The following is a 22,873-nucleotide window of genomic DNA, read 5'->3' as shown; positions in this document are numbered from 1 at the left end:
GCCGGGAACTTTTGGACAGCTTGCCCGCAGGGGGCCCGGGCAGAGTAGAATTCGCCCCTTCCCGCCTTACACACCCGCCTGTCCAGCAGGCGTTCGCCCTGATGGAATTTGCCGGCATCCGTCTCAAGAACAACCTGTTTGTCGCGCCGATGGCTGGCGTGACGGACCGCCCTTTCCGCCAGCTTTGCAAGAAAATGGGCGCGGGTCTGGCGGTCTCCGAGATGGTCACCTCGAACGCCTTGCTCTATGGCAGCACCAAGACGCAGCGGCGCGCCAACCATATTGGCGAGGTCGATCCGATCAGCGTGCAGATTGCCGGCGCCGACCCGCAGATGATGGCCGACGCGGCACGCTTCAATGCCGAACGTGGCGCCCAGATCATCGACATCAACATGGGCTGCCCGGCCAAGAAGGTCTGCAATGTCGCCGCCGGCTCGGCCCTGCTGCGCGATGAAGCCCTGGTCGCGCGCATTCTCGATGCCGTGGTGCGCGCCGTGCCCGACACGCCGGTGACGCTGAAATTCCGCACCGGCTGGGATCGCAACTCGCGCAATGCCGAGCGCATCGCCCGCATTGCCGAAGACAGCGGCATCCGCCTGATCGCCATCCACGGCCGCACGCGCTGCGACCAATACACGGGCCAAGCCGAGTACGACACCATCGCGGCGGTCAAGACACGCATTCGCATTCCGCTGATTGCCAATGGCGACATCGACTCGCCGCAAAAGGCCAAGCAGGTGCTCGACTACACCGGTGCCGATGGCCTGATGATCGGCCGCGCCGCGCAAGGCCGGCCGTGGATCTTCCGCGAGATCGAGCACTATCTTGCCCACGGCCAGCTGCTCGCACCGCCTGCCGTCAGCGAAGTGCATCGCGTCTGTCGCGAGCATCTCTTCGATCTCTACGATTTCTATGGTGAAGACAGCGGCCTGCGCGTGGCGCGCAAGCACATCAGCTGGTACACCAAGACCCTGGCAGGCTCGAATGCCTTCCGCCAGCAAATGTATTTGCTGGAAAGCGTGACCGAACAACTGGCGGCCGTCGACCAGTTCTTCGGCGAACTTGCGGCGCGTGGCGAAACCCTCAGCTACGCGAGCCCTTTCAATCCTCCGGCCAACGAAGTGGAAGCCCTTGCAGCATGAGTCCCAAAAACGAAATCTCGCTGTGTGTCAGCGCAGCGCTGGAGCGCTATTTCGCCGACCTCAACGGTGAAAAGCCCGCCGGCATCTATGACATGGTGATCCGCGAGGTCGAAAAACCGATGCTGCAATCCGTCATGCAGCAAACCGGCGGCAACCAGACCCAGGCTGCCGACATCCTCGGCATCACACGTAATACCCTGCGCCGCAAGCTGACCGAACACGGTCTGCTCTGAGCGCTCGCCCCATCATCACTCGCGGAAGTCATTCATGAAAGTCACCCAAGCCCTCCTCAGCGTCTCCGACAAGCAAGGCGTCGTAGACTTCGCTCGCCAGCTCGCCGACCTCGGCGTCAAACTGCTGTCGACCGGCGGCACGGCCAAGGCCATCCGCGATGCCGGTCTGCCGGTGACCGACGTCGGTGACTACACCGGCTTCCCCGAGATGCTCGATGGCCGCGTCAAGACCCTGCATCCCAAGGTGCATGGCGGCATCCTCGCGCGCCGCGATCTGCCCGAGCACCTGGCAACGCTGGAAGCGCACCAGATTCCGCGCATCGACCTGGTGGTGGTCAATCTCTACCCGTTTGAAGCGACGGTCGCCAATCCCGAATGCACGCTGCAGGACGCCATCGAGAACATCGACATCGGCGGCCCGGCAATGGTCCGCTCGGCGGCCAAGAACCATGGCAGCGAAGCCGGTGGCGTGGGCATCGTCACCGATCCGGCCGACTACGCCGACATCATCGCCGAGCTGCAAGCGGCTGGCGAGCTGTCCTACAAAACCCGTTTCGAGCTGGCTCGCAAGGCCTACACCCACACCGCACGCTACGACTCGGCCATTGCCAACTGGCTGACCGCGGTCGATGCCGAGCAGCTCGCACCTGCCACCGCCCCGGTGCGCGCCGCCTACCCGGCAAAGCTGCAACTGGCCTTCGACAAGGTGCAGGATCTGCGCTACGGCGAGAACCCGCACCAGAGCGCGGCCTTCTACCGCGATCCGACTGCGCAGCCCGGCGGCATCGGCGCCTACAGCCAGCTGCAGGGCAAGGAGCTGTCCTACAACAACATCGCCGACTCGGATGCCGCCTGGGAATGCGTCAAGGCTTTCGATGCCGGCAGCTCGGTCGCCTGTGTCATCGTCAAGCACGCCAATCCCTGCGGCGTGGCACTCGGCGCGACGCCGGAAGAAGCCTATCGCAAGGCTTTCTCGACCGACCCGACCTCGGCCTTCGGCGGCATCATCGCCTTCAATGCCATCGTGGATGAAGCGACGGCCAATGCGATCTCCGGCCAGTTCATGGAAGTCTGCATCGCCCCCGGCTACACGCCCGAAGCGCTGGCCCTGCTGGCCGCCAAGAAGAATGTGCGGGTGCTCAGCTGCCCGCTCGGCAAGATCAGCCAGACCGATTACAAGCGCGTCGCCGGCGGCCTGCTGGTGCAGACCTATGACGATGCCGTGCTCGCCGTGAGCGACCTCAAGGTGGTCACCAAGCGTGCGCCGTCCGACAAGGAACTGGCCGACCTGCTGTTCGCCTGGCGCGTGGCCAAGTACGTGAAATCCAATGCCATCGTCTATTGCAAGGACAGCATGACGGTCGGCGTCGGTGCCGGCCAGATGAGCCGCGTGGATTCCGCGCGCATCGCCAAGATCAAGGCCGAGAACGCGGGCCTGAGCATTCCCGGCTGCGTGGTCGCCTCGGACGCCTTCTTCCCGTTCCGCGATGGTCTGGACGTGCTGGCGCAAGCCGGCGCCACCGCCGTCATCCAGCCCGGTGGCTCGATGCGCGACGCCGAGGTGATTGCCGCCGCCGACGAGCAGAACATCGCCATGGTGCTGACCGGCTTCCGTCATTTCCGCCACTAAGCTCACGGGTAGCGCTTCATGAAAATTCTCGTCATCGGATCAGGCGGCCGCGAACACGCACTGGCCTGGAAACTCTCGCAATCGCCGCGCATGCAGAAGGTCTATGTGGCGCCCGGCAATGCCGGTACCGCCGCCGAGATCGAGCTGGAGAACCTGCCGATCACCGACATCAATGAGTTGGTGGCCTGGGTCAAGCAGGAGCAGATCGGCCTCACCGTGGTCGGCCCCGAAGCGCCGCTCGCCGCTGGCGTGGTCGATGCCTTCCGCGCTGCCGGCCTGCCGATCTTCGGCCCGACGCGCGCTGCGGCCCAGCTTGAATCCTCCAAGGATTTCGCCAAGCAGTTCCTCGTCCGCCACAATATTCCGACCGCGAAATACCAGACCTTCAGCGACGCCGCAGCGGCCCACGCCTATGTGGATCGCGAAGGCGCGCCCATCGTCATCAAGGCCGATGGCCTGGCCGCCGGCAAGGGCGTGGTGGTGGCGATGAGCCTGGACGAAGCGCATGCCGCCATCGACATGATGCTCGGCAGCAACAGCCTCGGCGTGCAATACGACGCCGGAGGCGCGCGCGTGGTGATCGAAGAATTCATGCAGGGTGAAGAAGCCAGCTTCATCGTGCTGGCCGATGGCAAGCATGCGCTGGCGCTGGCCACCAGTCAGGACCACAAGCGTCTGGGCGATGGCGATGTCGGCCCGAATACCGGCGGCATGGGCGCCTACTCGCCGGCGCCGGTGGTGACGCCGCAAGTGCATGCGCGCGTGATGCGCGAAATCATCCAGCCGACCCTGGCCGGCATGGCTGCGGAAGGCGTGCCTTACACCGGCTTCCTCTACGCCGGCCTGATGATCGACGAGCATGGCGCGCCGCGCGTGGTCGAATTCAACTGCCGCATGGGCGACCCGGAAACGCAGCCGATCATGGCACGCCTGAAAACCGACCTCGTCGACCTGATCGAAGCGGCCGTCGCCGGCAAGCTCGATACCGTGGATACCGAATGGGATAGACGCGTCGCGCTGGGCGTCGTGCTCGCCGCGGCCGGCTACCCGGAAAATCCGCGCAAGGGCGATGTCATCAAGGGTCTGGAATTCAAGACCGAAGACGTGCATGTCTTCCACGCCGGCAGCAGCCGCGCCGAAGACGGCACGGTGCGCACCACGGGCGGCCGCGTGCTCTGCGTCACGGCGCTGGGCGACTCGGTCAAGGCTGCGCAGCACCGCGCCTACGAGGCGATCAGCCACATCCACTTCGATGGCATGCAGTACCGCACTGACATCGGCCATCGCGCCATCAAGCGCTGAGCCGGAGTACGCCACAGATGTCTGCCGCCCTCGTCCGCCCCTACCTCGTCGATCTGCAAACGCGCATCGTCCGCGCGCTGGAAGCCTTTGATGGCAAAAGCTTCCGCAGCGACAGCTGGCAGCGCCCGGATGGCGGCGGCGGGCTGACGCGGGTGATCGAAGGCGGCAACTTCTTCGAACGCGGCGGCGTCAATTTCTCGCATGTCATGGGCGGCCAGCTGCCGCCTTCGGCCACCGCCAACCGGCCCGAGCTAGCCGGCGCCGCCTTCGAGGCAATGGGCGTCTCCCTGGTCCTGCATCCGCGCAATCCGTACTGCCCGACGGTGCACATGAACGTGCGCTTTTTCAGTACGCGTCCTGCCGATGGCAGCGATGCCGCGCCCGTCTGGTGGTTCGGCGGCGGCATGGATCTGACGCCCTACTACGGTTTTGTCGAAGACGCGCAGCACTTCCACCGCGTCTGCCGCGATGCCGTGGCCCCCTTTGGCAGCGAACTCTATCCGCGCTTCAAGGCCTGGTGCGACCGCTACTTCTTCCTCAAGCATCGCAACGAGCCACGCGGCATCGGCGGTCTGTTCTTCGACGACTTCAACGAGCAGGACTTCGCCCACAGCTTCGCCCTCACACAAAGCGTGGGCGACGCCTTCCTGAGCGCCTACCTGCCGATCATCGAACGCCGTCGCGACACACCCTGGGGCGAGCGCGAACGCGCCTTCCAGTCCTATCGTCACGGCCGCTACGTGGAATTCAACCTGGTCTTCGACCGCGGCACACACTTCGGCCTGCAGTCCGGCGGTCGCACCGAATCGATCCTCATGTCGATGCCTGCCGAAGTGAGCTGGCGCTACGACTGGCAGCCCGAAGCGGGCAGCGCCGAAGCCCGGCTCTACGAAGAGTTCCTCAGCGCACGCGACTGGGTGTAAATGCTCACCGGCGGCGCCTATTTGCGCAGCTTGGCTTGCTCGGCGTAATAGGCCGCGAGTTGTTCAGCGCTGCGCGCCGGCAAATCCTTGAGCCAGTTGATCGGCAAGGCAAAGTTCAGATTCTGCGAACCCGCCTGAATGAGGGCGCTCTGCGTGATGCCGATCAGACGCCCCTCCGCATCAAACAGCCCGCCGCCACTGGAACCCGGCGAAATAGGCGCCGAGGTCTGGATCTTGTCCAGCAAACCCGTGCGCTCGCTCTTTTCGAGGCGCGATACCAGGCCTTCCGAAAAGGTCAGCTCCAAGGCGCGCGGATTGCCTAGCGCCACAACACGTGTCCCCACCTGCACCTTGTCACTATCGCCCAGCGCCACTGCCGGCGCATTGAAGTCCGGCGCGCTGACGGCCAGCAGGCACATGTCACGCTCCAGATCCACCTGTTCCAGCCTGCCTTTGAAGCTCACATCTTCCTTGACCAGCAGGAAGGATTTGGCGCCCTTGAGCACATGACAATTACTCAACAGCTGCTTGGGGCTGACCACCACCGCCGATCCAATGCCCAGCGGCAAACCATCGCGATCAAGCGTGCGGACCAGCCATACACTGGGCGCCAGCACGCGGAAAAGTTGATCCGAATCGAGCGCCCAGGCCGGCATCACCATCCCCAGAGACACAAGACCTGTGAGAAACCATTTCAACATGACGTGCTCCCGCTCACTTGGCCGCATTGCTTGCTGGCGGCAATAGATCTTTGATGTCACTCATCTTCAGCCCACTGCGATTGACGGGGCGTACGAGCAAGGCATCGACATCTTCCTCCTTGCAACGCGCATTACGCCAATCGGAGGTCTGTACGTAAGTCCGCGACACCAAGGACTGCCCGTTTTTGGGAAAGGCCGGATCGCTCACATCCAGCAGCACCATCCCGCAAATCCCCCCAATGGCGCGAATATCAACAAGATAGCTCTTGTCCACAGCGGGTTTCATGGTGGCCACAACGGTGCAGCGCTGCGAGCCCAATGTGCTCTGCAACAACAGCGAAAAGGGCTCATCAGCCCTCACCTTGAGGCTCTTCTTGATTTGCCCGGGAATCCCTGTGCTGCTCACCAGCAGACGGGTACCCGCGCAATTGCGCTGATCATCAAAACTATAGAGATCAGTCCGGCCCAGCAGGGCATTGCCACGAATTTGCAGCGTGGCCAGCGCACCGCTGGTCGGCGCTTGATACTCGGAGCCCGACATGGTCGAGCAAGCTGCCAATGCCGCAGCAAGACAGATCAGGCGAAAAGATTTCATCGGGCGCGGCTCTCGATATTTATGGTTTCTGCACACAGAGGTGTGCTGCAGTTTGCATGCAAGATGAATCCAGCTCAAGCACAACACTCAAGGCCCTCCGCGAAGACGATCACAAAAACACCAGGTCAGCGCTCAACACCCTGCGCCGGGGCGCGCAGGCGCTGGATGCGCTCGGCGGTCACCGGGTGGCTCTGGAAATAACCGATCAGGGCGGAGCTCTCCTTGGCGCCTGCGGGGTCCAGACGCTGCAGAAGATCGGCCAGACGGCGCGGATCGACATGATTGGCGCGCATCAGCGCCGCCGCATAGTCGTCCGCCTCACGCTCGAAATCCCGCGAGTAAGTGAGGTTCATCAGAGCCGCCATATTGCCGCTCATGTCCCCCATATCGCCCAGCAGGATATTGATTACAATCACCAGGGTCGCGCCCTGCATCAGCTGGCGCAGGGCATGGCGACGCTGCACGTGGCCGATCTCATGCGCCAGCACGCCGAGCACTTCGCGGTCGTCGCTGGCCAGCGCCACCAGCTGATCGGTCACCACGATATCGCCCGAGGGCATGGCAAATGCATTCGGCCCTATCCTCAGCCCATCACGAAAGTGCAAACGGTAGGCCGGCAGAGGCTCGCCAGCCGGGCGCCAGGCGGCAAGTGCTGCGCGGATCTGCTGCTGGCGCGCCGCGGGCAGCTTGCTGGGGGCGGTGTAGAAGCGATCAATGAGGTCCAGGGTGCCACGCGAGAGCTCGCTGACCCAGGTGGCGGGCACCTGCAGCGCAATACGCTCGACCAGCCAGGGCAAGGCATACAGATAGCCACTCACGCAGACCACGATCAGCACCAGCAGGGCCGCCAACGCGTGACGCCAGCGCGACTCCAGCCAGGCCAGGCGCAGGCCGCTGCGCCCCCACTGCTGCGGCAAAACGTCCCAGCACGGATCGTCCGCGACCTCGATGAACGCACCGCCGGGCAGCAGGATGCGCCGCTGCGCGTGCCCCAGACGCTCGCTGATCGACAGCTGGGCGAGTGCCCAGCGCTGCGTCAGCACGCCCTCCAGCTGCAGCTGCTGCGCATCGATCCGCAGGCTCACCTCTGCCGGACGCGTACTGCGTCCGTCGAAATAACGCCCGCTGCGCGAGACAGGTTCAGAAGCCGAGGTCGACATCGAGCAATTCTGCCGCCTGATCGCCCACGGCACGCGCCTGTTCCTCCTGCTGAGCGACAAAAGAGTCCAGATCGCTGTCGCTCTCCAGCGCCATGGTCTGCGCACGGTAGCGCGCCAGGCGCACCTTGGCGAAGGGCAGGAACAGGCCGAGGCTCAGCACGATGGCGATGCTATTGCTCAGCGTGAGGGTGAACAGTTTGCGGCTGCTGTAACTGCTGTGGAATTGATGCTCACCGACGCGGGTGTGATTCCACAAGGCATTGGCCAGACGGGCTTTGACGTAGCTGGCGCCCACCAGGTAGAGCACGAAATAAAACACGATCAGCATGAACGAAAAGGAGCTCATTGCCGTCGCTGAAGGCGCAGCGCCTGCCCCCCCATGCATAACCGAGGCGAAAAAACTGCCAACCAGCAGACCCAGCCCTGCAATAAAGACCACGGCCAGAACCAGCAAGGGCTTGTAGTAATCCCAGACCGGCGGCTCAGCCTCAAAGGGCTCGCCGCCGAAACGCAGATTGGAAAAAATGTAGCGCTGAAAACGATTCAGCCACCAGGGCGTGGCCAGACCAAGCGTCACCACAACGAGCAAGCCATTGAGGAAGTAGACGCGCGCCATGCCGCGAAAGCTGCCGGTGAAGCCAAGATGCACGCCACGCCAGCTGGTATTCCAGGCGCGGAAACGGATCGCCTGGCAGATGATCCAGGGCAAGGCGATGGAGAAAGCCAGCGACAGCAAGGCGGCCACTACAGGGCTGATACCGCCGGCAATCTGCTGAAACGCCAGCAAGCCGACAATCAGCAGACGACCCTTGAGGATGGCCAGCGGCTGGCCGTGGTATTCGAGCGCCGAGCCATCGAGGACGGTATTGCGGTGGAAGTATTGCTCGCGCCGCACCTTGGCCCAGGCCGAATAAATGCCCAGGGTGATGATCGACAGCAGAAGATTGACGATCCAGATGCGGAAGTACTCGCCGCCTTCGCCCGTGAAACTGAACTCCCGCCGCACTGCGCCCTGCTCCTGCATGCCGTCCATACGCCCCCGCACTGATCTGTATTTATCGTGTCGGCATTATGCACGCAACACGGCAGGCAGCCGCCGGGACATCCGGGCAGTTCTGATCAGGCGCAAAGCAAGACGCCGCGACTCAGGCCCCCAGCTCGGCCGCCGCCTTGTAGTGCGTCTGCGCCTCGCTGGTCTGACCGAGGGACTCACTAAGCTTGGCCAGTTCCAGATGCGCTGTACGCGTCGGCATGATCGACAGCGAAGCTTCCAGATAGCTCTGCGCCTTGCCCCACAGCTGGCCGCGCAAACACAGGCGTGCCAGCGTCAGCAACAGGCCGGCATCATCGGGGTGCTGGCGCAGCCAGGCCTCGGCGGTAACCAGCTGACGATGCAGATCGAGGGTACGGCAACGGCCATACAGCACCGCCAGCTCGGGCTCCCATTCCTTGTCCAGCGCCGCTTCGATCGCGCTGACGCCGAGGATGAGGTCGCCCGAAGCAATCAGGTAAGGCACGGCGCGCAGCAGCAAGCCGGTGTCGTGCCGCTCGTCGGCGGAGATGCTGTTCCAGATGCGCTGCATCTGTTCCAGCTCGCCCTCGGCCTCACGCAACTGCTCGATATTCGCGCGACGGATCAAGGGCGCTGCCTGCTCCGGACTGAGCGCCTGAACCTTGCGCAGCTGGCGGGCGATGCGTGCCACTTCATCCCAGCGGCCACGCGCCTGCTCGGCCTGCAGCGCCAGACGCATCACCGCGATGTGGCGATGGCCCGCGGCACGCAGCTGATCGAGGCTGACGGCAGCATCTTCGAAGCGTCGTTCGGCAATGGCGAACTCCGCTTCCAGCATCAGGCGCGCCATGCGCACATCCTTGTCGTGTTCGCGGGCGAACTCCAGCCAGCGATCACGCCGCTCGTAGTCGCGCATCGCCTGCGCCGCACGCGCTGCCTGCAGCGCCGCCAGGCCCTGCGCGGCGCCAGCCTCGACGGCCGATTCGGCATGGCGCATGGACTGGCCATAGCGCCCTTCGAGATACAGACGCTGCGCATCTGCAAGCAGGCGCTGCGCATGCTCGCGGCGCTTTTCCTCACGCCATTGTTTGACGCGACCGGGCAGGCGCACGGTCTGCACCACCACGTCGGACAAGGCGTAGATCGCCACGAAGCCCATCAGCAAGGCCAGCAACAGCAGATTGGCCGACATCTGCACCCGCCACGGCGGCCACACCAGCAGCACATAGGCATCGTTGTAACGTGAGGCGAGCGTAATCCCCACCGCGGCGGCAAACAGGGCCAACAACCAGATCAATGCTTTCAGCATGGCAGCTTACCGCGTCAGACGCAGACGACGCAGGATCGCCTCGGTTTCGCTCAAAGGGGGAACTTCGACGACCAGCCGCGCTGATTCCATCTGCCGCAGATTGTCGACCAGCGAACTGACCTGACGCGCATCGGTATCGAAGTAACGCTGCAGCAAGAGGCGCGACTGCTGGATGTCGGTGACGAACATGCGGCCATTGCGCTGCAGGAGGGACAAACGGGCCGAGAGCAGGCGCAGACGCAGATTCTCACGCAGATAGCTGACCTGGCCGGGCGCCAGCAGCACCGGGTCGGGCCGATCCAGACGCTGCACGCGCACCAGCTGGCTGAAATCGCTCCACAAATCGGCGCCGAAACGCTTGAACTGTTCAGCAATGCTGGCCGCTTCGCTCTGTGCCAGCGGCGCCGAAGCCGCCGCTGCTGGCGACTTGGCCGTGCGCGGCACGCGCGGTGTGGCCTGTTTGCTGGCCAGCTTGGCAGCATCAGCCGGGCTGTGCTCAAAGGCCAGCGGCAAGGATTCGACATCGCCCAGCATGCTTTCGATCTGCAGCGCCATGCCATTCACATCAGCCAGCGGCAGCGCCTTGAGGCGCTCGATATCCTGCGCCAGCGAACGGCGCAAAGGCTGCAGACGCGCCTGGCCCATGCTGGCCAGTTTGCTGTCCGCCGACTGCAAGGCATTGATCGCGGCGGCCACATTGCCCGCCAGCTGCAATTGCTGACCGGCGATGATGATGGCTTGTTCCACCTCTTGCAGGCCGCGGTCATCGCTGCTGCGCGAGAAATCCTGATAGAGGCGCTCCAGCGCAGTCTGCTGCGCCTCGGCATCGACCACGCGGTTATCGAGCGCCGCCAGGCGCGCCTGCAAGCTCTGCACGGTGTCCTGCCCGTTGCGCGCCAGCTGGCGCGCCTCGCGGCTGCTCACATCGACTTCGGCGAAGCGCCGCGCCACATCTTCGTGCAGGGCATGCAGGGCATAACGCGTGTCGAGCAGCTGCCAGGCCATCACCAGCACGGCCAGCACCGCCAGTGCAGGCCACAGATTGCGCAGCGCGGGCAGCGCCCGCCGGGCGGGATTCGAGGGCGTCGTGGGCTCGGCTGGCGAGGCGGACGGCGGCGTTTGTGAAGGGTCTTGCTGGATATCGCTCATGCGTGGATTCTACCCAAAGTAATCATGGAGGGCGCTGATCAGCGCAGCATCGCCCGCTTCACAGAGACGGACGGTGCGCGCCCCCAGTTCCGTCATTTTCGCTGCGATGCGCGGATGCGGCACAAAACACGGCAAGCTTGCCAGCAGTTGCGGCGCAGCCTCCCCAAGCTGGGCGACGAAATGCGCCGCGCCCTCGCTGCTGGTCAGACTGATCGCATCCAGCTGCCCGGCCGCAAAGCGCTGCAACACCGGCTGCACATCGAGCACGGCGGGCAGGCGCTGGTAACAGCTCACGACATCCACTTCGACGCCGCGCGCGCGCAGCGTGCTGGCCAAGAGTTCGCGCCCGCCATTGCCGCGCAAAATCAGCACACGCCGGCCGGCCAGCGCGGCGGCCTGGAACGCGGGCATGGCCAGCACACCTTCGCTGTCAAAATCACGTTCAGGCAGCAAGACCTGGTCAAAGCCAGCCTCACGCAGCGCTTGCGCACTGCCCGGCCCGACCGTAGCGATGCGCAGCTGCGCCGGCCACAAGGCGCGCGGCAAGACCTGCAAGGCATGCTGCACGGCATTGCTGCTGACAAAAAAGACCAGGGAATAATCCGCCAGCCGCGCGCCCAAGGCAGCCAGTGGCTGCGTGTCAGCCAGCGGGCGAATTTCCAGCAATGGCAACAGCAGGGCTTCCGCGCCCGCTGCACGCAAGCCCTGCACCAGCGTCTGCGCCTGATGCGCCGGACGCGTCACCAGCACGCAGCGCCCTTGCAGGGCCGATGACTCAGGCATGACCACCCAGCGCAGCGAGAATGCGATCGGCGCCCTGTGCCAGAAGTTCGTCCGCCAGCGTTGCGCCCAGCTCCTGCGCAGCAGCATGGCCGGCGCGCCCTTCGACGCGGAGGATTTGCTGGCCGTCGGTCGACGCGACCATGGCGCGCAAACGCAGGGCGCCCTCGATTTCTTCGCAGAATGCGCCGATCGGCACTTCGCAACTGCCGCCCAGACGCGCAGTCAGCGCGCGTTCGGCCGCCACGCAGGCGCTGCTGCCAGCATCGACCAGGGGCGCCAGCCAGGCCACCAGCTCGGGGCGATCCGCACGCGCCTCGATGCCCAACGCACCTTGTCCGGCGGCCGGCAGACAGACCTCGGGCGGCAGCACGGCGCGGATGCGCTCGGCCAGACCCAGACGCTGCAGACCGGCGGCAGCGAGAATGATCGCGTCGTATTTGCCTTCATCGAGCTTGCGCAGCCGCGTATCGAGATTGCCGCGCAGCGGCTCGATGCCGAGAAACGGATACAGCGCATGCAGCTGTGCTTCGCGGCGCAGGCTGGAGGTGCCGATCAGCGTGCCCGGCGGCATGTCGTCAAGGCTGTCATAACGATTGGAGACAAAAGCATCGAAGGGCCGCTCGCGTGCCAGGGTGGCGATCAGCGCGAATCCATCGGGCATTTGCGCCGGCACGTCCTTCATGGAATGCACGGCGATGTCGGCACGGCCGTCGAGCAGCGCTTCTTCAAGCTCTTTGACGAACAAGCCCTTGCCACCAACCTTGGACAGACTGCGGTCAAGAATCTGGTCTCCACGCGTGGTCATGCCCAGCAATTCGACCTTGCAGCCGGGCCAGACCGCCTCAAGGCGCGCCTTGACATGCTCGGCCTGCCACAAAGCCAGACGGCTCTCACGGGTGGCGATACGGATCAGTTGCGGCGCAGGAAATTGGCTCATGGTCACGAGGGGCGCGCACCGTCCTGAGGGCAAAATCAGCTTGCAGGCGGCACGCTTGTTGCGTCTGTCGAGGCTTCAGATGTTATCACGCAGCGCCATGCTTCTTTGTGGGGCGCTGCGGATTGGAATAGCAAGACTGTGAAGCACCAGAAGTGGGCAGCTGACTGATAAACTTGATGTTCCCCTAAAACATGTCACTGCGTAACCCGCCGTGACCTTGGCCAGAGCTGAAGATGAGCGATTTGAGCGAGCAGGACAAAGACTCCCCGCTGCGGGAAGACACGCGTTTACTGGGCCGGATTCTCGGCGATACGGTCCGGGCACAAGAAGGCGACAGCGTTTTCGGACTGATCGAAAGCATCCGCCAAACCTCCATCCGGTTTCACCGCGACGAAGACTTCGCCGCACGCAACGAGCTCGAAGCCCTGCTCGACGCGCTCTCGCGTGACGACACGATCCATGTCGTGCGCGCCTTCAGCTACTTCTCGCACCTCTCCAACATCGCGGAAGACCAGCACCACATCCGCCGCTCGCGCATGCACCTGCGCGCCGGCGCCCAGGCCCGCGAAGGCAGCGTGTCGCACGCCCTGCAGCTGGCCAAGGAAGCTGGCCTGCCGCGCGAGAAGGTGAATGACTTCTTTGAACACGCGCTGATCAGCCCGGTGCTCACCGCCCACCCGACCGAGGTGCAGCGCAAGAGCATCCTCAACTGTCAGCTGCGCATTGCCGAGCTGCTCGACCGTCGCGACCGCATCGACATGACGCCCGACGAGCTGGCGCAGAATGACGAGGAAATCCGCCGCGCCGTGCTGATCCTGTGGGAGACGCGCATGCTGCGTCCCAACAAGCTGTCGGTGCTCGACGAAGTGGCCAACGGCCTGTCCTTCTACGATTACACCTTCCTGCGCGAAGTGCCGCGCCTCTATGCGCGCCTCGAAGACATCCTCGCCAAGCACGACGAATCCTGGCAAGACCTTGAACTGCCCGGCGTGCTGCGCATGGGCAGCTGGATCGGCGGCGACCGCGACGGCAATCCCTTCGTCACCGCCAGCATCCTGCGCGATGCGCTGCGCATGCAGGCCGAGGTGGCACTGAGCTACCACCTCGCCGAGATCTTCCGTCTCAGCGCCGGCCTCTCGCTGTCGAGCATGCTGGTCAACATCTCCGATGACGTCATCAAGATGGCCGAGCGGATGCCCGCCGGCCGCAATGGTCATGGTGATGACGAGCCCTATCGGCGTGCCCTGGGCGGCATCTACGCGCGCCTGCACGCCACGGCGGTCAAGCTGCTGGGCAAGCCGATCGGCGAAGAGCCGGGCATCGAGCTGGAACCCTATAGCTGCGTGCAGGAACTGAGCGACGAGCTGGACATCATCAGCGCCTCGCTCAAGGAACACGGCACCGGCGAGCTGGCGCGTGGCCGCCTGCGCCTGGTGCGCCGTGCGGTGCGCACCTTCGGCTTCCACCTGGCCGCCATCGACGTGCGCCAGAACTCCGATGTGCATGAGCGCACGGTGGCCGAGCTGCTGTCCTACTGCCGCCCGGAAATCGACTACCTCGCGCTCGACGAGGAAGGCCGTATCGCCGTGCTGCTCGAAGAGCTGGCCACGCCGCGCGTGCTGACCTCGCCGGCAATCAGCTATTCGGAAGATACCGCCGGTGAAATGGCCATCTTCCAGGCCATTGCCGACGCCCACAAGCTCTACGGCCCGAACTGCGTGCCCAATGCCATCATTTCCAAGACCGATGGCGTCTCCGACATGCTGGAACTGGCCGTGCTGCTCAAGGAAGTCGGCCTGCTGCAGCCGCATTCCAAGCAGCTGGCGGTCAACATCATCCCGCTGTTCGAAACCATCGGTGACTTGCAGATTTCCGCACCGGTGATGGACCGCCTGATGTCCTTCCCGCTGTATCGCGAACTGCTCAAATCGCGCCTCGATACGCAGGAAGTGATGCTCGGCTATTCCGACTCCAACAAGGACGGCGGCTTCCTCACCTCGGGCTGGGAGCTCTACAAGGCCGAGATCCAGCTGATCGAAGCCTTCAAGAAGCACGGCGTGCGCATGCGTCTGTTCCACGGTCGTGGCGGTTCGGTCGGTCGCGGTGGCGGCCCCAGCTACCAGGCCATCCTCGCCCAGCCGGGCGGTGCCGTGCAGGCGCAGATCCGCCTCACCGAGCAAGGCGAAGTCATTGCCTCGAAATACTCCAACCCTGAAGTGGGCCGTCGCAACCTCGAAGTGCTGGTGGCCGCCACCATGGAAGCCACCCTGCTCGCCCACCCGGACGCCGCGCCCCGCCCCGAGTACCTGCAGGCCATGGACGAGCTCTCGGACTTCGCTTTCAAGGCCTATCGCGGCCTGGTCTACGAGACCGAAGGCTTCGAGCAGTATTTCTGGGAATCGACGGTGATCTCCGAAATCGCCAACCTCAACATCGGCTCGCGTCCGGCATCGCGCAAGAAGAGCACGGCCATCGAAGACCTGCGCGCGATTCCCTGGGTGTTCTCCTGGGCGCAGGCGCGCGTCATGCTGCCGGGCTGGTTCGGCTTTGGTGCTGCGGTCAGCGCCTATGTCGAGAAGCACGGCCCGGCGAGCATGCAGCTGCTGCAGGCGATGTACAAGGAATGGCCGTTCTTCGCCACCCAGCTCTCCAATATGGACATGGTGCTGGCCAAGAGCGACATGGCGATTGCCTCGCGCTACGCTGCCCTGGTCAAGGACGAAGCCCTGCGCAACAAGATCTTCCCGCGCATCAAGAGCGAGTGGGAAAAGACCGTCAGCGCCCTGCTCAGCATCAGCGGCAACAGCGAACTGCTCGATGGCAATCCGCTACTCAAGCGCTCGATCCGCGGTCGCTTCCCCTATCTCGACCCGCTCAACCACGTGCAGGTCGAGCTGCTGCATCGCTTCCGCGACGGCGATGCGGACGACCGTGTGCGCCGTGGCGTGCTGCTGTCGATCAACGGTATCGCCGGCGGTCTGCGCAACAGCGGCTGATCCGGCGCGCACTGCACAAGGGAGCCTGCGGGCTCCCTTTTTCGTTGACGCCCTGCTGTAACACGCAGCCCGGATACTGCAGGGTTGAGCCTATTCGCGCACGCCTGCAATGAGCCTTCATGACGCCCGCTACGGAACCGATCAGCACGGCCTGATCTGCGGCTTCATCCTGCACCCCGACGCCCCCGCCAGCGAACTGAGCAGCCAGCGCGCCGCCGAGTGGCTGCAAGAAGGAGCGGCTGAACGTGGCGAGGGATTCCTCTGGCTGCACTTCAATCTGAGCCACACCGGCGCCGAGAAATGGCTGGCCAACCATGCCGGACTGCCGCACGAATTCTTCGAGAACCTGCGCGAGAGCACGCGCGAAGGCGCGCATTCGACACGCATCGAACTGATCGACAACTCGCTGCAAGCCGTCATCAACGATGTGCACTACGACTTCTCCTTCGAAGCCTCCGACATTTCCACGCTGTGGCTGGCGGTCGGTCCGCGCTGCGTGGTCTCGGCGCGGCGACGTCCGCTGCGCTCGGTCGACCGCCTGCGCGAAGCGGTGCGCCAGGGCGAGATCATCCGCTCGCCGCTGGCCCTGCTGATCCATCTCTTGCGCGATCAGGAAGAAGTGCTGGTCGGCATCGTGCGCCGGGTCACGCAGCGCATCGATGAAGTCGAGGACAAGCTGCTGGCGGGCAAGCTGAGCGTCACCCGTGGCGAACTGGGCGCGCTGCGCCGTCTGCTGGTACGCCTGCAGCGCCTGCTGGCGCCCGAGCCGGCTTCGCTGTTCCGCCTGCTGCAAGTGCCGCCAGCCTGGATCGACGCGGCCGACGGCATGGAGCTACGCCAGTCGACCGAGGAATTCAGCGTCGTGCTACGCGACATGAGCGCGCTGCAGGAACGCATCAAGCTGCTGCAGGAAGAACTGGCTGCGCACGTCAATGAGCAGAACAACCAGAGCCTTTACGTGCTGACCATCGTCACCGTGCTCGCCCTGCCGATCAACATCGTCGCCGGCTTGCTCGGCATGAATGTCGGCGGCATACCCCTGGCGCAGCACGAGGATGGCTTCTGGATCGTGGTGATGCTGATTGCCAGCTTCACGGGACTGGCAGCCTGGTGGGCGTTCAAGAAAAAATGAGCGCCCTCGGTATTGCCGCAATCTAAGCCGCTGCGGCATCCGGATCCTCAGCTTCGTCTTTCGCGCGCGCACTCGACGCCGCCGCACTCAGCTGGCTCTCGCGAAACTTGCCGGCCTCGCTGGCCGTCACCTTGCCGTTCTGATCCGCATCGGCATCATCGAAATTGGCGGCGACATACGCCATATCCGCCGAGCGCTTGGCGTCCTGCGCGGATGCCTGCTCAGCCATGTGGCCCAGTTCAGCCTTGGTAAAACCCGGATCATCCACACGCCCTGCCGGCGCCGACATGCCACCCGCCTGCAAGCGTGCATTCATGGCCACACGGTCCAGCGCATCAGCCAGGGCCTGAGCCTTGACGCTCGCATCGCTGAGCTCCTGTGAGTCTTCGCGCGTCTCGCTGATCTCTTGCTCAGCGCTTTCGCTGCTCGACTCACTTCGCTGAGTGTCACCATCCGTTGTCTGAGCGCTGTACGAATACTGCGTCCTCACGCTGGACGATGTGCTGCTATAAACGCTTATGCTCATGTCTTTCCCCTGAATCGATCCGCCACAGCCGCCTCACGCACAACGCCCATCGCTGTGCAGAGTCCGTGTGGCATTCATCGGTCAGGGGTAGAAGCACTTGAGATAGCGCCGGGTAAAGCTGGGTGAATGAGCGTTAGATCCAGGCAAGCAAACAAGCAAGCTCTTCAGAAATCAAAACAAGCGCTAAAACTTGTCATCCAGCGTAAAAATCGCGCAGCAAGTAAGCGAACTGGCTGTGCGATTGGAAGAAAGAAATGTGAGGAAGCTGCGCGCGAAAGCGCCGAACTCAGGGAAAGTCAGGACGGCTGAAATCGTCTGATTCAATCCAAACAAGCAACAGCCTTATTGATTCCATAGACATAGACCCTGGACTCATCGAAAAATACCGCAGAAAGCGTAGCGAGCGGCTCAAAGTCGAATTGAGGCGCGGAACTGTACTTCAGTACAGTGAGCACCGGAGATTCGAGATTGAGTCGCGCAGTAGCTACATGGGACTTTTCGCCGCCGAGGATTGAACCACAATAGCCCCCACCGGAACATGCTGAAGCGATCTACGTGGGCATTTAACCGGACGAAGCTGTCAAAACTATGTGGCCCAGCACCAGTTTCGTTTTATATACTGCCGCAAACCACCAAACATTTGGCACACCGAACTCCGGAGTCAAGCCAGGAGAGTCCATACACTTGGCTACCGCGCTCGCAATCCGCTTTGACATTGCACCATATGGCCTGTCTTCCGCGACGTGCGCGCACCAGAGCTGAATAACGTCCAGCTCGCGCTTTGCACTCAGCTGAGCAACGTAGGTACTCCCCTGCAACTCCACGATAACGGTATAAGTATTCATCGCTGGACTACCTTGCAGGATAAAAATACCGCAGAAAGCGTAGCGAGCGGCTCAAGGTCGAATTGAGGCGCGGAACTGTACTTCAGTACAGTGAGCACCGGAGATTCGAGATTGAGTCGCGCAGTAGCTTTATGCGGTATTTTTTAGCCGCCGAGGACGGAACGCACGTGAGCCCATTGGCGGCGGCTGATCGGCAGTGCGTCGGGCACGCCGTTCAGGCGCACCGACCAGTGACCTTCGCCACCGTCTTCGCCGAGCGCACGCTCGAAGCCGACAACGGCCGCTCGGGCAACCAGGCAATTGCGGTGGATGCGCACGAAGCGCTCTGGGAATTCCTGCTCCAGCTGCACCAGGGACTCCTCCAGCAGGAACTCGCGCTCGGCGGTACGCGCTGTGACGTACTTGAGTTCGGCCTTGAGGAAGACCACGTCGGGAATCGGGATCAGGTGGATGCGTCCGCGCTCGCTGCAGGTGAGGTGACGGCGCGGTTCGGCGAACTGGTCGATCTTGTCGTGCGCCACCGGCGCCACGCGGCGCACCTTGTCGAGTGCCAGGGCCAGACGCTCGGCACGCACCGGCTTGAGCAGGTAATCGATGGCGTTGAGTTCGAAGGCCTGCACGGCGTACTCATCGTAGGCGGTGATGAAGACAATGTGCGGCGGGTTTTCCAGACGCGTGGCGTGCTGGGCGAATTCGATGCCATCCATGGCTGGCATGCGGATGTCGACAAACAGCACGTGCGGGCGCTGCGTTTCGAGAAAGCGCAGGGCTTCGACGCCATTGCCGGCCATGCCGACCAGGCGTGTCGGTTGTTCGCCGGCGATATCGCCGAGCAGGTCGCGCAGCCGTTCGCGGGCGGGCGCTTCGTCGTCGACGATCAGCACGTCGAGGGTATCGAGCTGCTCCATTTATTTTTCCTCCTTGCGCAAGGGCATGCGGATTCTGACGCGGAACTGTCCATCCCGCTCTTCGGTACTCAAGAATGCTTCCAGATCAAAGAACAAGGCCAATCGCTCCCGGATATTGTTGAGGGCCATGCGGTTACCCGTCGAGCGTCGCGGGTTGCCGGTCAAAGGATTGCTGATACCAATTTCCAGCGCGCGGCCCTTGCGTACGATGCCGATGTGCACCGTGCCCGGTTCGGCACTGGGCTCGATGCCATGGTAGACGGCATTTTCGATCAAGGGCTGAAGCATCAAAGGCGGAACTTTGGCTTCCAGCGGCGCAAATTTGAGCTCCCACTTCACCTTGAGGCGGTCGCCCAGGCGCAAGCGTTCGAGCTCCAGATAGCGATTGCAGAGGTCGATTTCATCGCACAGGGGGACCAGCTCGCGGTTGTCTTTCATCAGCTCGCGAAACAGTTCGGCCAGCGATTCGAGCGCCTGTTCGGCGCGGCGCGGGTCGGAGCGGATCACGCCAAGCACGCCATTCAAACTGTTGAAAAAGAAATGCGGACGGATGCGCGCCGTCAGCGCAAGGATGCGTGCTTCGTCGAGCGCTGGCGTCTGTTCGATCTGCAGCCAGCGGAAATAGGCCACCACCAGCAGCGCAGCGACCGCCGACCAGATCACCTGACGCAGATGAGCGTCCTCACCGCCACTCAGCAACCCCACTGCCTGAGCCAGCACCGTCGCCAACATGGCGTTGCTGCTGGCCATCGCGCATAACTCGCGCCAGGACAGGCGCGGCAGCCAGGTGCCGAGCGCATACATGAACAAGGCCGCGAGCAGGATCGGCAACTGGGCGCGGCCAAGCAGGTAGCCCCAGTCATGCGCCAGATGCGACAGCGCTTCGGCACGCACCAGCGCGGTCGCCAACAGCAGCACATTGGCGACGACGAGAATGCGCACCAGAGCGCCGATGTTGCGGAAATCCGGCACCGCCACGCGCGCGACCGTCGTCGCAGGGCGGGCGCCATCATTGGCGCGCCCCGGCGCGGGCTGTGCAGCAACTGCATGGTCCTGCGGTGCTTGATTTATACTCGCCATCTCTCTTTTCGCCGTACGCTGCCAGCCTTGGCTGAGCACTCATTCCCCATCATGACAGATTCAACGCCCAACAATCCCGCAAGCAAGGCCTGGTCTGGCCGCTTTTCCGAACCCGTGTCGGATCTGGTCAAGCGCTACACCGCCTCGGTGTTCTTCGACAAGCGCATGGCCGAGCAGGATATCCGCGGCTCGCTGGCCCACGCCAGGATGCTGGCCCGGCAAAGCATCATCAGCGCACAAGATCTTGCCGACATCGAACGCGGCATGAGCCAGATCCTGACCGAGATCCGCAGCGGCGCCTTCGAATGGAGCCTCGATGCGGAAGACGTGCATCTGAACATCGAACGCCGCCTCACCGGCCTCGTCGGCGATGCCGGCAAGCGCCTGCACACCGGCCGCTCGCGCAACGACCAGGTGGCGACCGACATCCGCCTGTGGCTGCGCGACGCCATCGACCAGATCCTGCTGCTGATCGCCGACTTCCAGCGCAACATCCTCACGATCGCCGAGGAACATGCCGCTACGCCCCTGCCCGGCCACACGCATCTGCAGATCGCCCAGCCGGTGACCTTCGGGCACCATCTGCTGGCCTATTTCGAGATGCTCTCCCGCGATGCCGAGCGCTTCCAGGATGCGCGTCGCCGCACCAATCGCCTGCCGCTGGGCGCCGCCGCCCTGGCCGGCACCACCTTCCCCATCGACCGCGCCTTCGTGGCCAGCGAGCTGGGTTTTGAAGGCGTTTGCGAAAACTCCCTGGATGCCGTCTCGGATCGCGACTTCGCCATCGAATTCTGCGCGGCGGTGGCGATCACCATGACCCATCTGTCGCGTCTGTCCGAAGAGCTGATCTTGTGGATGAGCCCGCGCTTCGGCTTCATCGACCTGGCCGATCGCTTCTGCACAGGTAGTTCGATCATGCCGCAAAAGAAGAATCCTGACGTGCCCGAACTGGTGCGCGGTAAAACTGGCCGCGTGAACGGCCATCTGGTGGCCCTGCTGACCCTCATGAAGGGCCAACCGCTGGCCTACAACAAGGACAATCAGGAAGACAAGGAACCGCTGTTCGACGCGGCCGACACCCTGATCGACACCTTGCGCATCTACGCCGACATGGTCACCGGCATCCGCGTCAAGGGTGACAACATGCTCGAAGCGCTCAAGCTCGGCTTTGCCACCGCCACCGATCTGGCCGACTACCTCGTCAAGAAGGGTCTGCCCTTCCGCGACGCACACGAAGCCGTTGCCCTCGCCGTGCGTGCGGCGGAAGCGCGTGGCTGTGATCTGGCCGACTTCACGCTGGACGAACTGCGCGCCAGCATGCATGAAGTGAGCGGCGCAGCTGAACGCCTGGACAGCGATGTGGCCAGCGCGCTGACCATAGCAGGCTCACTCGCCGCGCGTGACCACATCGGCGGTACGGCGCCGAACCAGGTGCGCCAAGCCATCGCCCGCGCACGCCTGCGACTGGGCGCCTGATCCGGCCGTCGACGTAAAAAAGCCCGGGCGAATCGCTTCGCCCGGGCTTTTTTACGTGTTACGCGTGCTTATTTCTGGACGCTGTCGAGCAGGGTCTTCAACTCGCCGGACTGGTACATCTCGCGGACGATGTCACAGCCGCCAACGAACTCGCCATTGATGTAGAGCTGCGGGATCGTCGGCCAGTTGGCGTAGTCCTTGATGCCCTGGCGGATTTCTTCATCGGCCAGCACATTGACGGCGGTGTAGCTGTCCACACCCGACTGCTTGAGGATCTGTGCGACCGTCGAAGAAAAACCGCATTGCGGGAACTGCGGCGTGCCTTTCATGAAGAGCACAACGGGGTTGCTGGTAACGGTTTGGTGAATTTTTTCGTGGGTACTCATGGGGGACTCCAGGGAACAGGGCGCTGGCTAGGCAAAACAATACCTGACTAATTTTATCGGACAAATATTGCGAGCGCCATGCCCTGTTTCATGCCTGCAGCTTGCCAAAACCCTCAGAATCGGCGCGGACGCGGTCCATCGACCTCGCGATAAATCACCGGCGGCGCCTCCACATCGGCTCCCACCACGCTAATCTGCAGCTCGACGCGATCGCCCGGATCGCGTGCCATGCGCGTGCTGTACTGCTTGCCGGCGTACTCATAGGTCACGCGGTAGCCAACCAGCTGATCCTGTTGTTCGCGCACCGTATGGCAGCGCTGGACTTGCTGCGTAGTAGGCGTGGCATCCTGATTATCCAGACGGTCACCGACCACCGTCCCGGCAATTGCGCCCACTACCGTGGCAGCGACCTTGCCACCGCCCTTGCCGACCGTGTGGCCCAGCACACCGCCGGCGACACCGCCGATGATGGCGCCAGCCGCCGAGCGATCAGGCGCAGCTTCGACCGTTTCGGTGCTGCACACCTGGCGTGACACCGGCACGCTCTTGATGATTTCGGATTTGGCCACCACCGGCGCAAATTCGCTGGCCTGCGCCACCGACACCAGGCCTGCCAGCGCCAGCAGGATCGAGATTTTTTTCATGATG

Annotated in this window: 21 protein-coding genes; 8 read left to right on the top strand and 13 right to left on the bottom strand. The window is 63.5% G+C overall.

Annotation, left to right across the window (positions count from 1 at the left end; translation table 11 throughout):
* The first annotated feature begins 101 nt into the window (after positions 1-101).
* The 5 genes from dusB to hemF are packed head-to-tail and all read left to right on the top strand — an operon-like array spanning position 102 to position 5,230.
* Positions 102-1,142 (top strand): tRNA dihydrouridine synthase DusB, encoded by a 1,041-nt coding sequence (gene dusB / locus ABDB84_RS08420; RefSeq protein WP_345919270.1) that lies wholly within the window; start codon positions 102-104, stop codon positions 1,140-1,142.
* On the top strand, positions 1,139-1,375 hold the full coding sequence (locus ABDB84_RS08415) for a helix-turn-helix domain-containing protein (protein ID WP_345919269.1): 237 nt from the start codon (positions 1,139-1,141) through the stop codon (positions 1,373-1,375). The genes dusB and ABDB84_RS08415 overlap by 4 nt, the downstream gene beginning before the upstream one ends.
* Positions 1,376-1,409: 34 nt before the next feature.
* On the top strand, positions 1,410-3,005 hold the full coding sequence (gene purH / locus ABDB84_RS08410; RefSeq protein ID WP_345919268.1) for a bifunctional phosphoribosylaminoimidazolecarboxamide formyltransferase/IMP cyclohydrolase: 1,596 nt from the start codon (positions 1,410-1,412) through the stop codon (positions 3,003-3,005).
* An 18-nt stretch (positions 3,006-3,023) separates the two neighbouring features.
* The gene (purD, locus tag ABDB84_RS08405; protein ID WP_345919267.1) at positions 3,024-4,307 is read left to right on the top strand and encodes a phosphoribosylamine--glycine ligase; all 1,284 of its coding nucleotides are present in this window, start codon (positions 3,024-3,026) and stop codon (positions 4,305-4,307) included.
* A 17-nt stretch (positions 4,308-4,324) separates the two neighbouring features.
* Entirely contained in the window at positions 4,325-5,230 is a 906-nt protein-coding gene (hemF, locus tag ABDB84_RS08400) for an oxygen-dependent coproporphyrinogen oxidase (RefSeq protein WP_345919266.1), read from the top strand.
* 17 nt (positions 5,231-5,247) lie between these two features.
* Here the strand turns inward: hemF and ABDB84_RS08395 are convergent, their stop codons facing one another.
* From ABDB84_RS08395 to hemC, 8 genes are all read right to left on the bottom strand, one after another.
* A complete protein-coding gene (locus ABDB84_RS08395) occupies positions 5,248-5,931 on the bottom strand; it encodes a S1C family serine protease (protein WP_345919265.1) in 684 nt (227 codons plus the stop codon).
* Between the two features lie 13 nt (positions 5,932-5,944).
* The gene (locus ABDB84_RS08390; RefSeq protein WP_345919264.1) at positions 5,945-6,526 is read right to left on the bottom strand and encodes a hypothetical protein; all 582 of its coding nucleotides are present in this window, start codon (positions 6,524-6,526) and stop codon (positions 5,945-5,947) included.
* Positions 6,527-6,651: 125 nt separating this feature from the next.
* Positions 6,652-7,686 carry a M48 family metallopeptidase gene (locus ABDB84_RS08385; RefSeq protein WP_345919263.1) on the bottom strand — a complete coding sequence of 345 codons (1,035 nt, stop codon included), beginning with the start codon at positions 7,684-7,686 and terminating at the stop codon, positions 6,652-6,654.
* Positions 7,667-8,719 (bottom strand): YjgN family protein, encoded by a 1,053-nt coding sequence (locus ABDB84_RS08380; RefSeq protein ID WP_345919262.1) that lies wholly within the window; start codon positions 8,717-8,719, stop codon positions 7,667-7,669. The genes ABDB84_RS08385 and ABDB84_RS08380 overlap by 20 nt, the downstream gene beginning before the upstream one ends.
* A gap of 112 nt (positions 8,720-8,831) precedes the next feature.
* The gene (locus ABDB84_RS08375) at positions 8,832-10,007 is read right to left on the bottom strand and encodes a heme biosynthesis HemY N-terminal domain-containing protein (RefSeq protein ID WP_345919261.1); all 1,176 of its coding nucleotides are present in this window, start codon (positions 10,005-10,007) and stop codon (positions 8,832-8,834) included.
* 6 nt (positions 10,008-10,013) lie between these two features.
* Positions 10,014-11,156, bottom strand: coding sequence for a uroporphyrinogen-III C-methyltransferase (locus ABDB84_RS08370; protein WP_345919260.1), 1,143 nt, complete (start codon positions 11,154-11,156; stop codon positions 10,014-10,016).
* Positions 11,157-11,165: 9 nt separating this feature from the next.
* A complete protein-coding gene (locus ABDB84_RS08365; protein ID WP_345919259.1) occupies positions 11,166-11,939 on the bottom strand; it encodes a uroporphyrinogen-III synthase in 774 nt (257 codons plus the stop codon).
* On the bottom strand, positions 11,932-12,876 hold the full coding sequence (gene hemC, locus ABDB84_RS08360; RefSeq protein WP_345919258.1) for a hydroxymethylbilane synthase: 945 nt from the start codon (positions 12,874-12,876) through the stop codon (positions 11,932-11,934). Before hemC ends, ABDB84_RS08365 begins: the two co-directional genes overlap by 8 nt.
* A 233-nt stretch (positions 12,877-13,109) precedes the next feature.
* Between hemC and ppc the strand changes: the two genes are divergently transcribed.
* Entirely contained in the window at positions 13,110-15,872 is a 2,763-nt protein-coding gene (gene ppc, locus ABDB84_RS08355; protein ID WP_345919257.1) for a phosphoenolpyruvate carboxylase, read from the top strand.
* Positions 15,873-15,981: 109 nt separating this feature from the next.
* Complete coding sequence (locus ABDB84_RS08350) at positions 15,982-17,004, top strand: transporter (protein ID WP_345919256.1); 1,023 nt, start codon at positions 15,982-15,984, stop codon at positions 17,002-17,004.
* Between the two features lie 22 nt (positions 17,005-17,026).
* Here the strand turns inward: ABDB84_RS08350 and ABDB84_RS08345 are convergent, their stop codons facing one another.
* The 3 genes from ABDB84_RS08345 to ABDB84_RS08335 form a co-directional block, all read right to left on the bottom strand.
* Positions 17,027-17,530: a hypothetical protein gene (locus tag ABDB84_RS08345; RefSeq protein ID WP_345919255.1), complete on the bottom strand. Its 504-nt coding sequence runs from the start codon at positions 17,528-17,530 to the stop codon at positions 17,027-17,029.
* Between the two features lie 988 nt (positions 17,531-18,518).
* Positions 18,519-19,283: a LytR/AlgR family response regulator transcription factor gene (locus ABDB84_RS08340; protein ID WP_345919254.1), complete on the bottom strand. Its 765-nt coding sequence runs from the start codon at positions 19,281-19,283 to the stop codon at positions 18,519-18,521.
* Positions 19,284-20,363 carry a sensor histidine kinase gene (locus tag ABDB84_RS08335; RefSeq protein ID WP_345919253.1) on the bottom strand — a complete coding sequence of 360 codons (1,080 nt, stop codon included), beginning with the start codon at positions 20,361-20,363 and terminating at the stop codon, positions 19,284-19,286.
* A gap of 51 nt (positions 20,364-20,414) precedes the next feature.
* Between ABDB84_RS08335 and argH the strand changes: the two genes are divergently transcribed.
* Positions 20,415-21,839, top strand: coding sequence for an argininosuccinate lyase (gene argH, locus ABDB84_RS08330; protein ID WP_345919252.1), 1,425 nt, complete (start codon positions 20,415-20,417; stop codon positions 21,837-21,839).
* Positions 21,840-21,907: 68 nt separating this feature from the next.
* Here the strand turns inward: argH and grxD are convergent, their stop codons facing one another.
* Positions 21,908-22,225, bottom strand: a complete 318-nt coding sequence (gene grxD, locus ABDB84_RS08325) for a Grx4 family monothiol glutaredoxin (protein ID WP_345919251.1) — start codon at positions 22,223-22,225, stop codon at positions 21,908-21,910.
* Positions 22,226-22,338: 113 nt separating this feature from the next.
* Positions 22,339-22,869, bottom strand: coding sequence for a glycine zipper 2TM domain-containing protein (locus ABDB84_RS08320; RefSeq protein WP_345919250.1), 531 nt, complete (start codon positions 22,867-22,869; stop codon positions 22,339-22,341).
* Positions 22,870-22,873: the final 4 nt, after the last annotated feature.

The organism is Uliginosibacterium sediminicola (genome assembly GCF_039631295.1).
GTDB lineage: Bacteria > Pseudomonadota > Gammaproteobacteria > Burkholderiales > Rhodocyclaceae > Viridibacterium > Viridibacterium sediminicola.
This window is presented reverse-complemented; position numbering and strand designations above follow the sequence as displayed.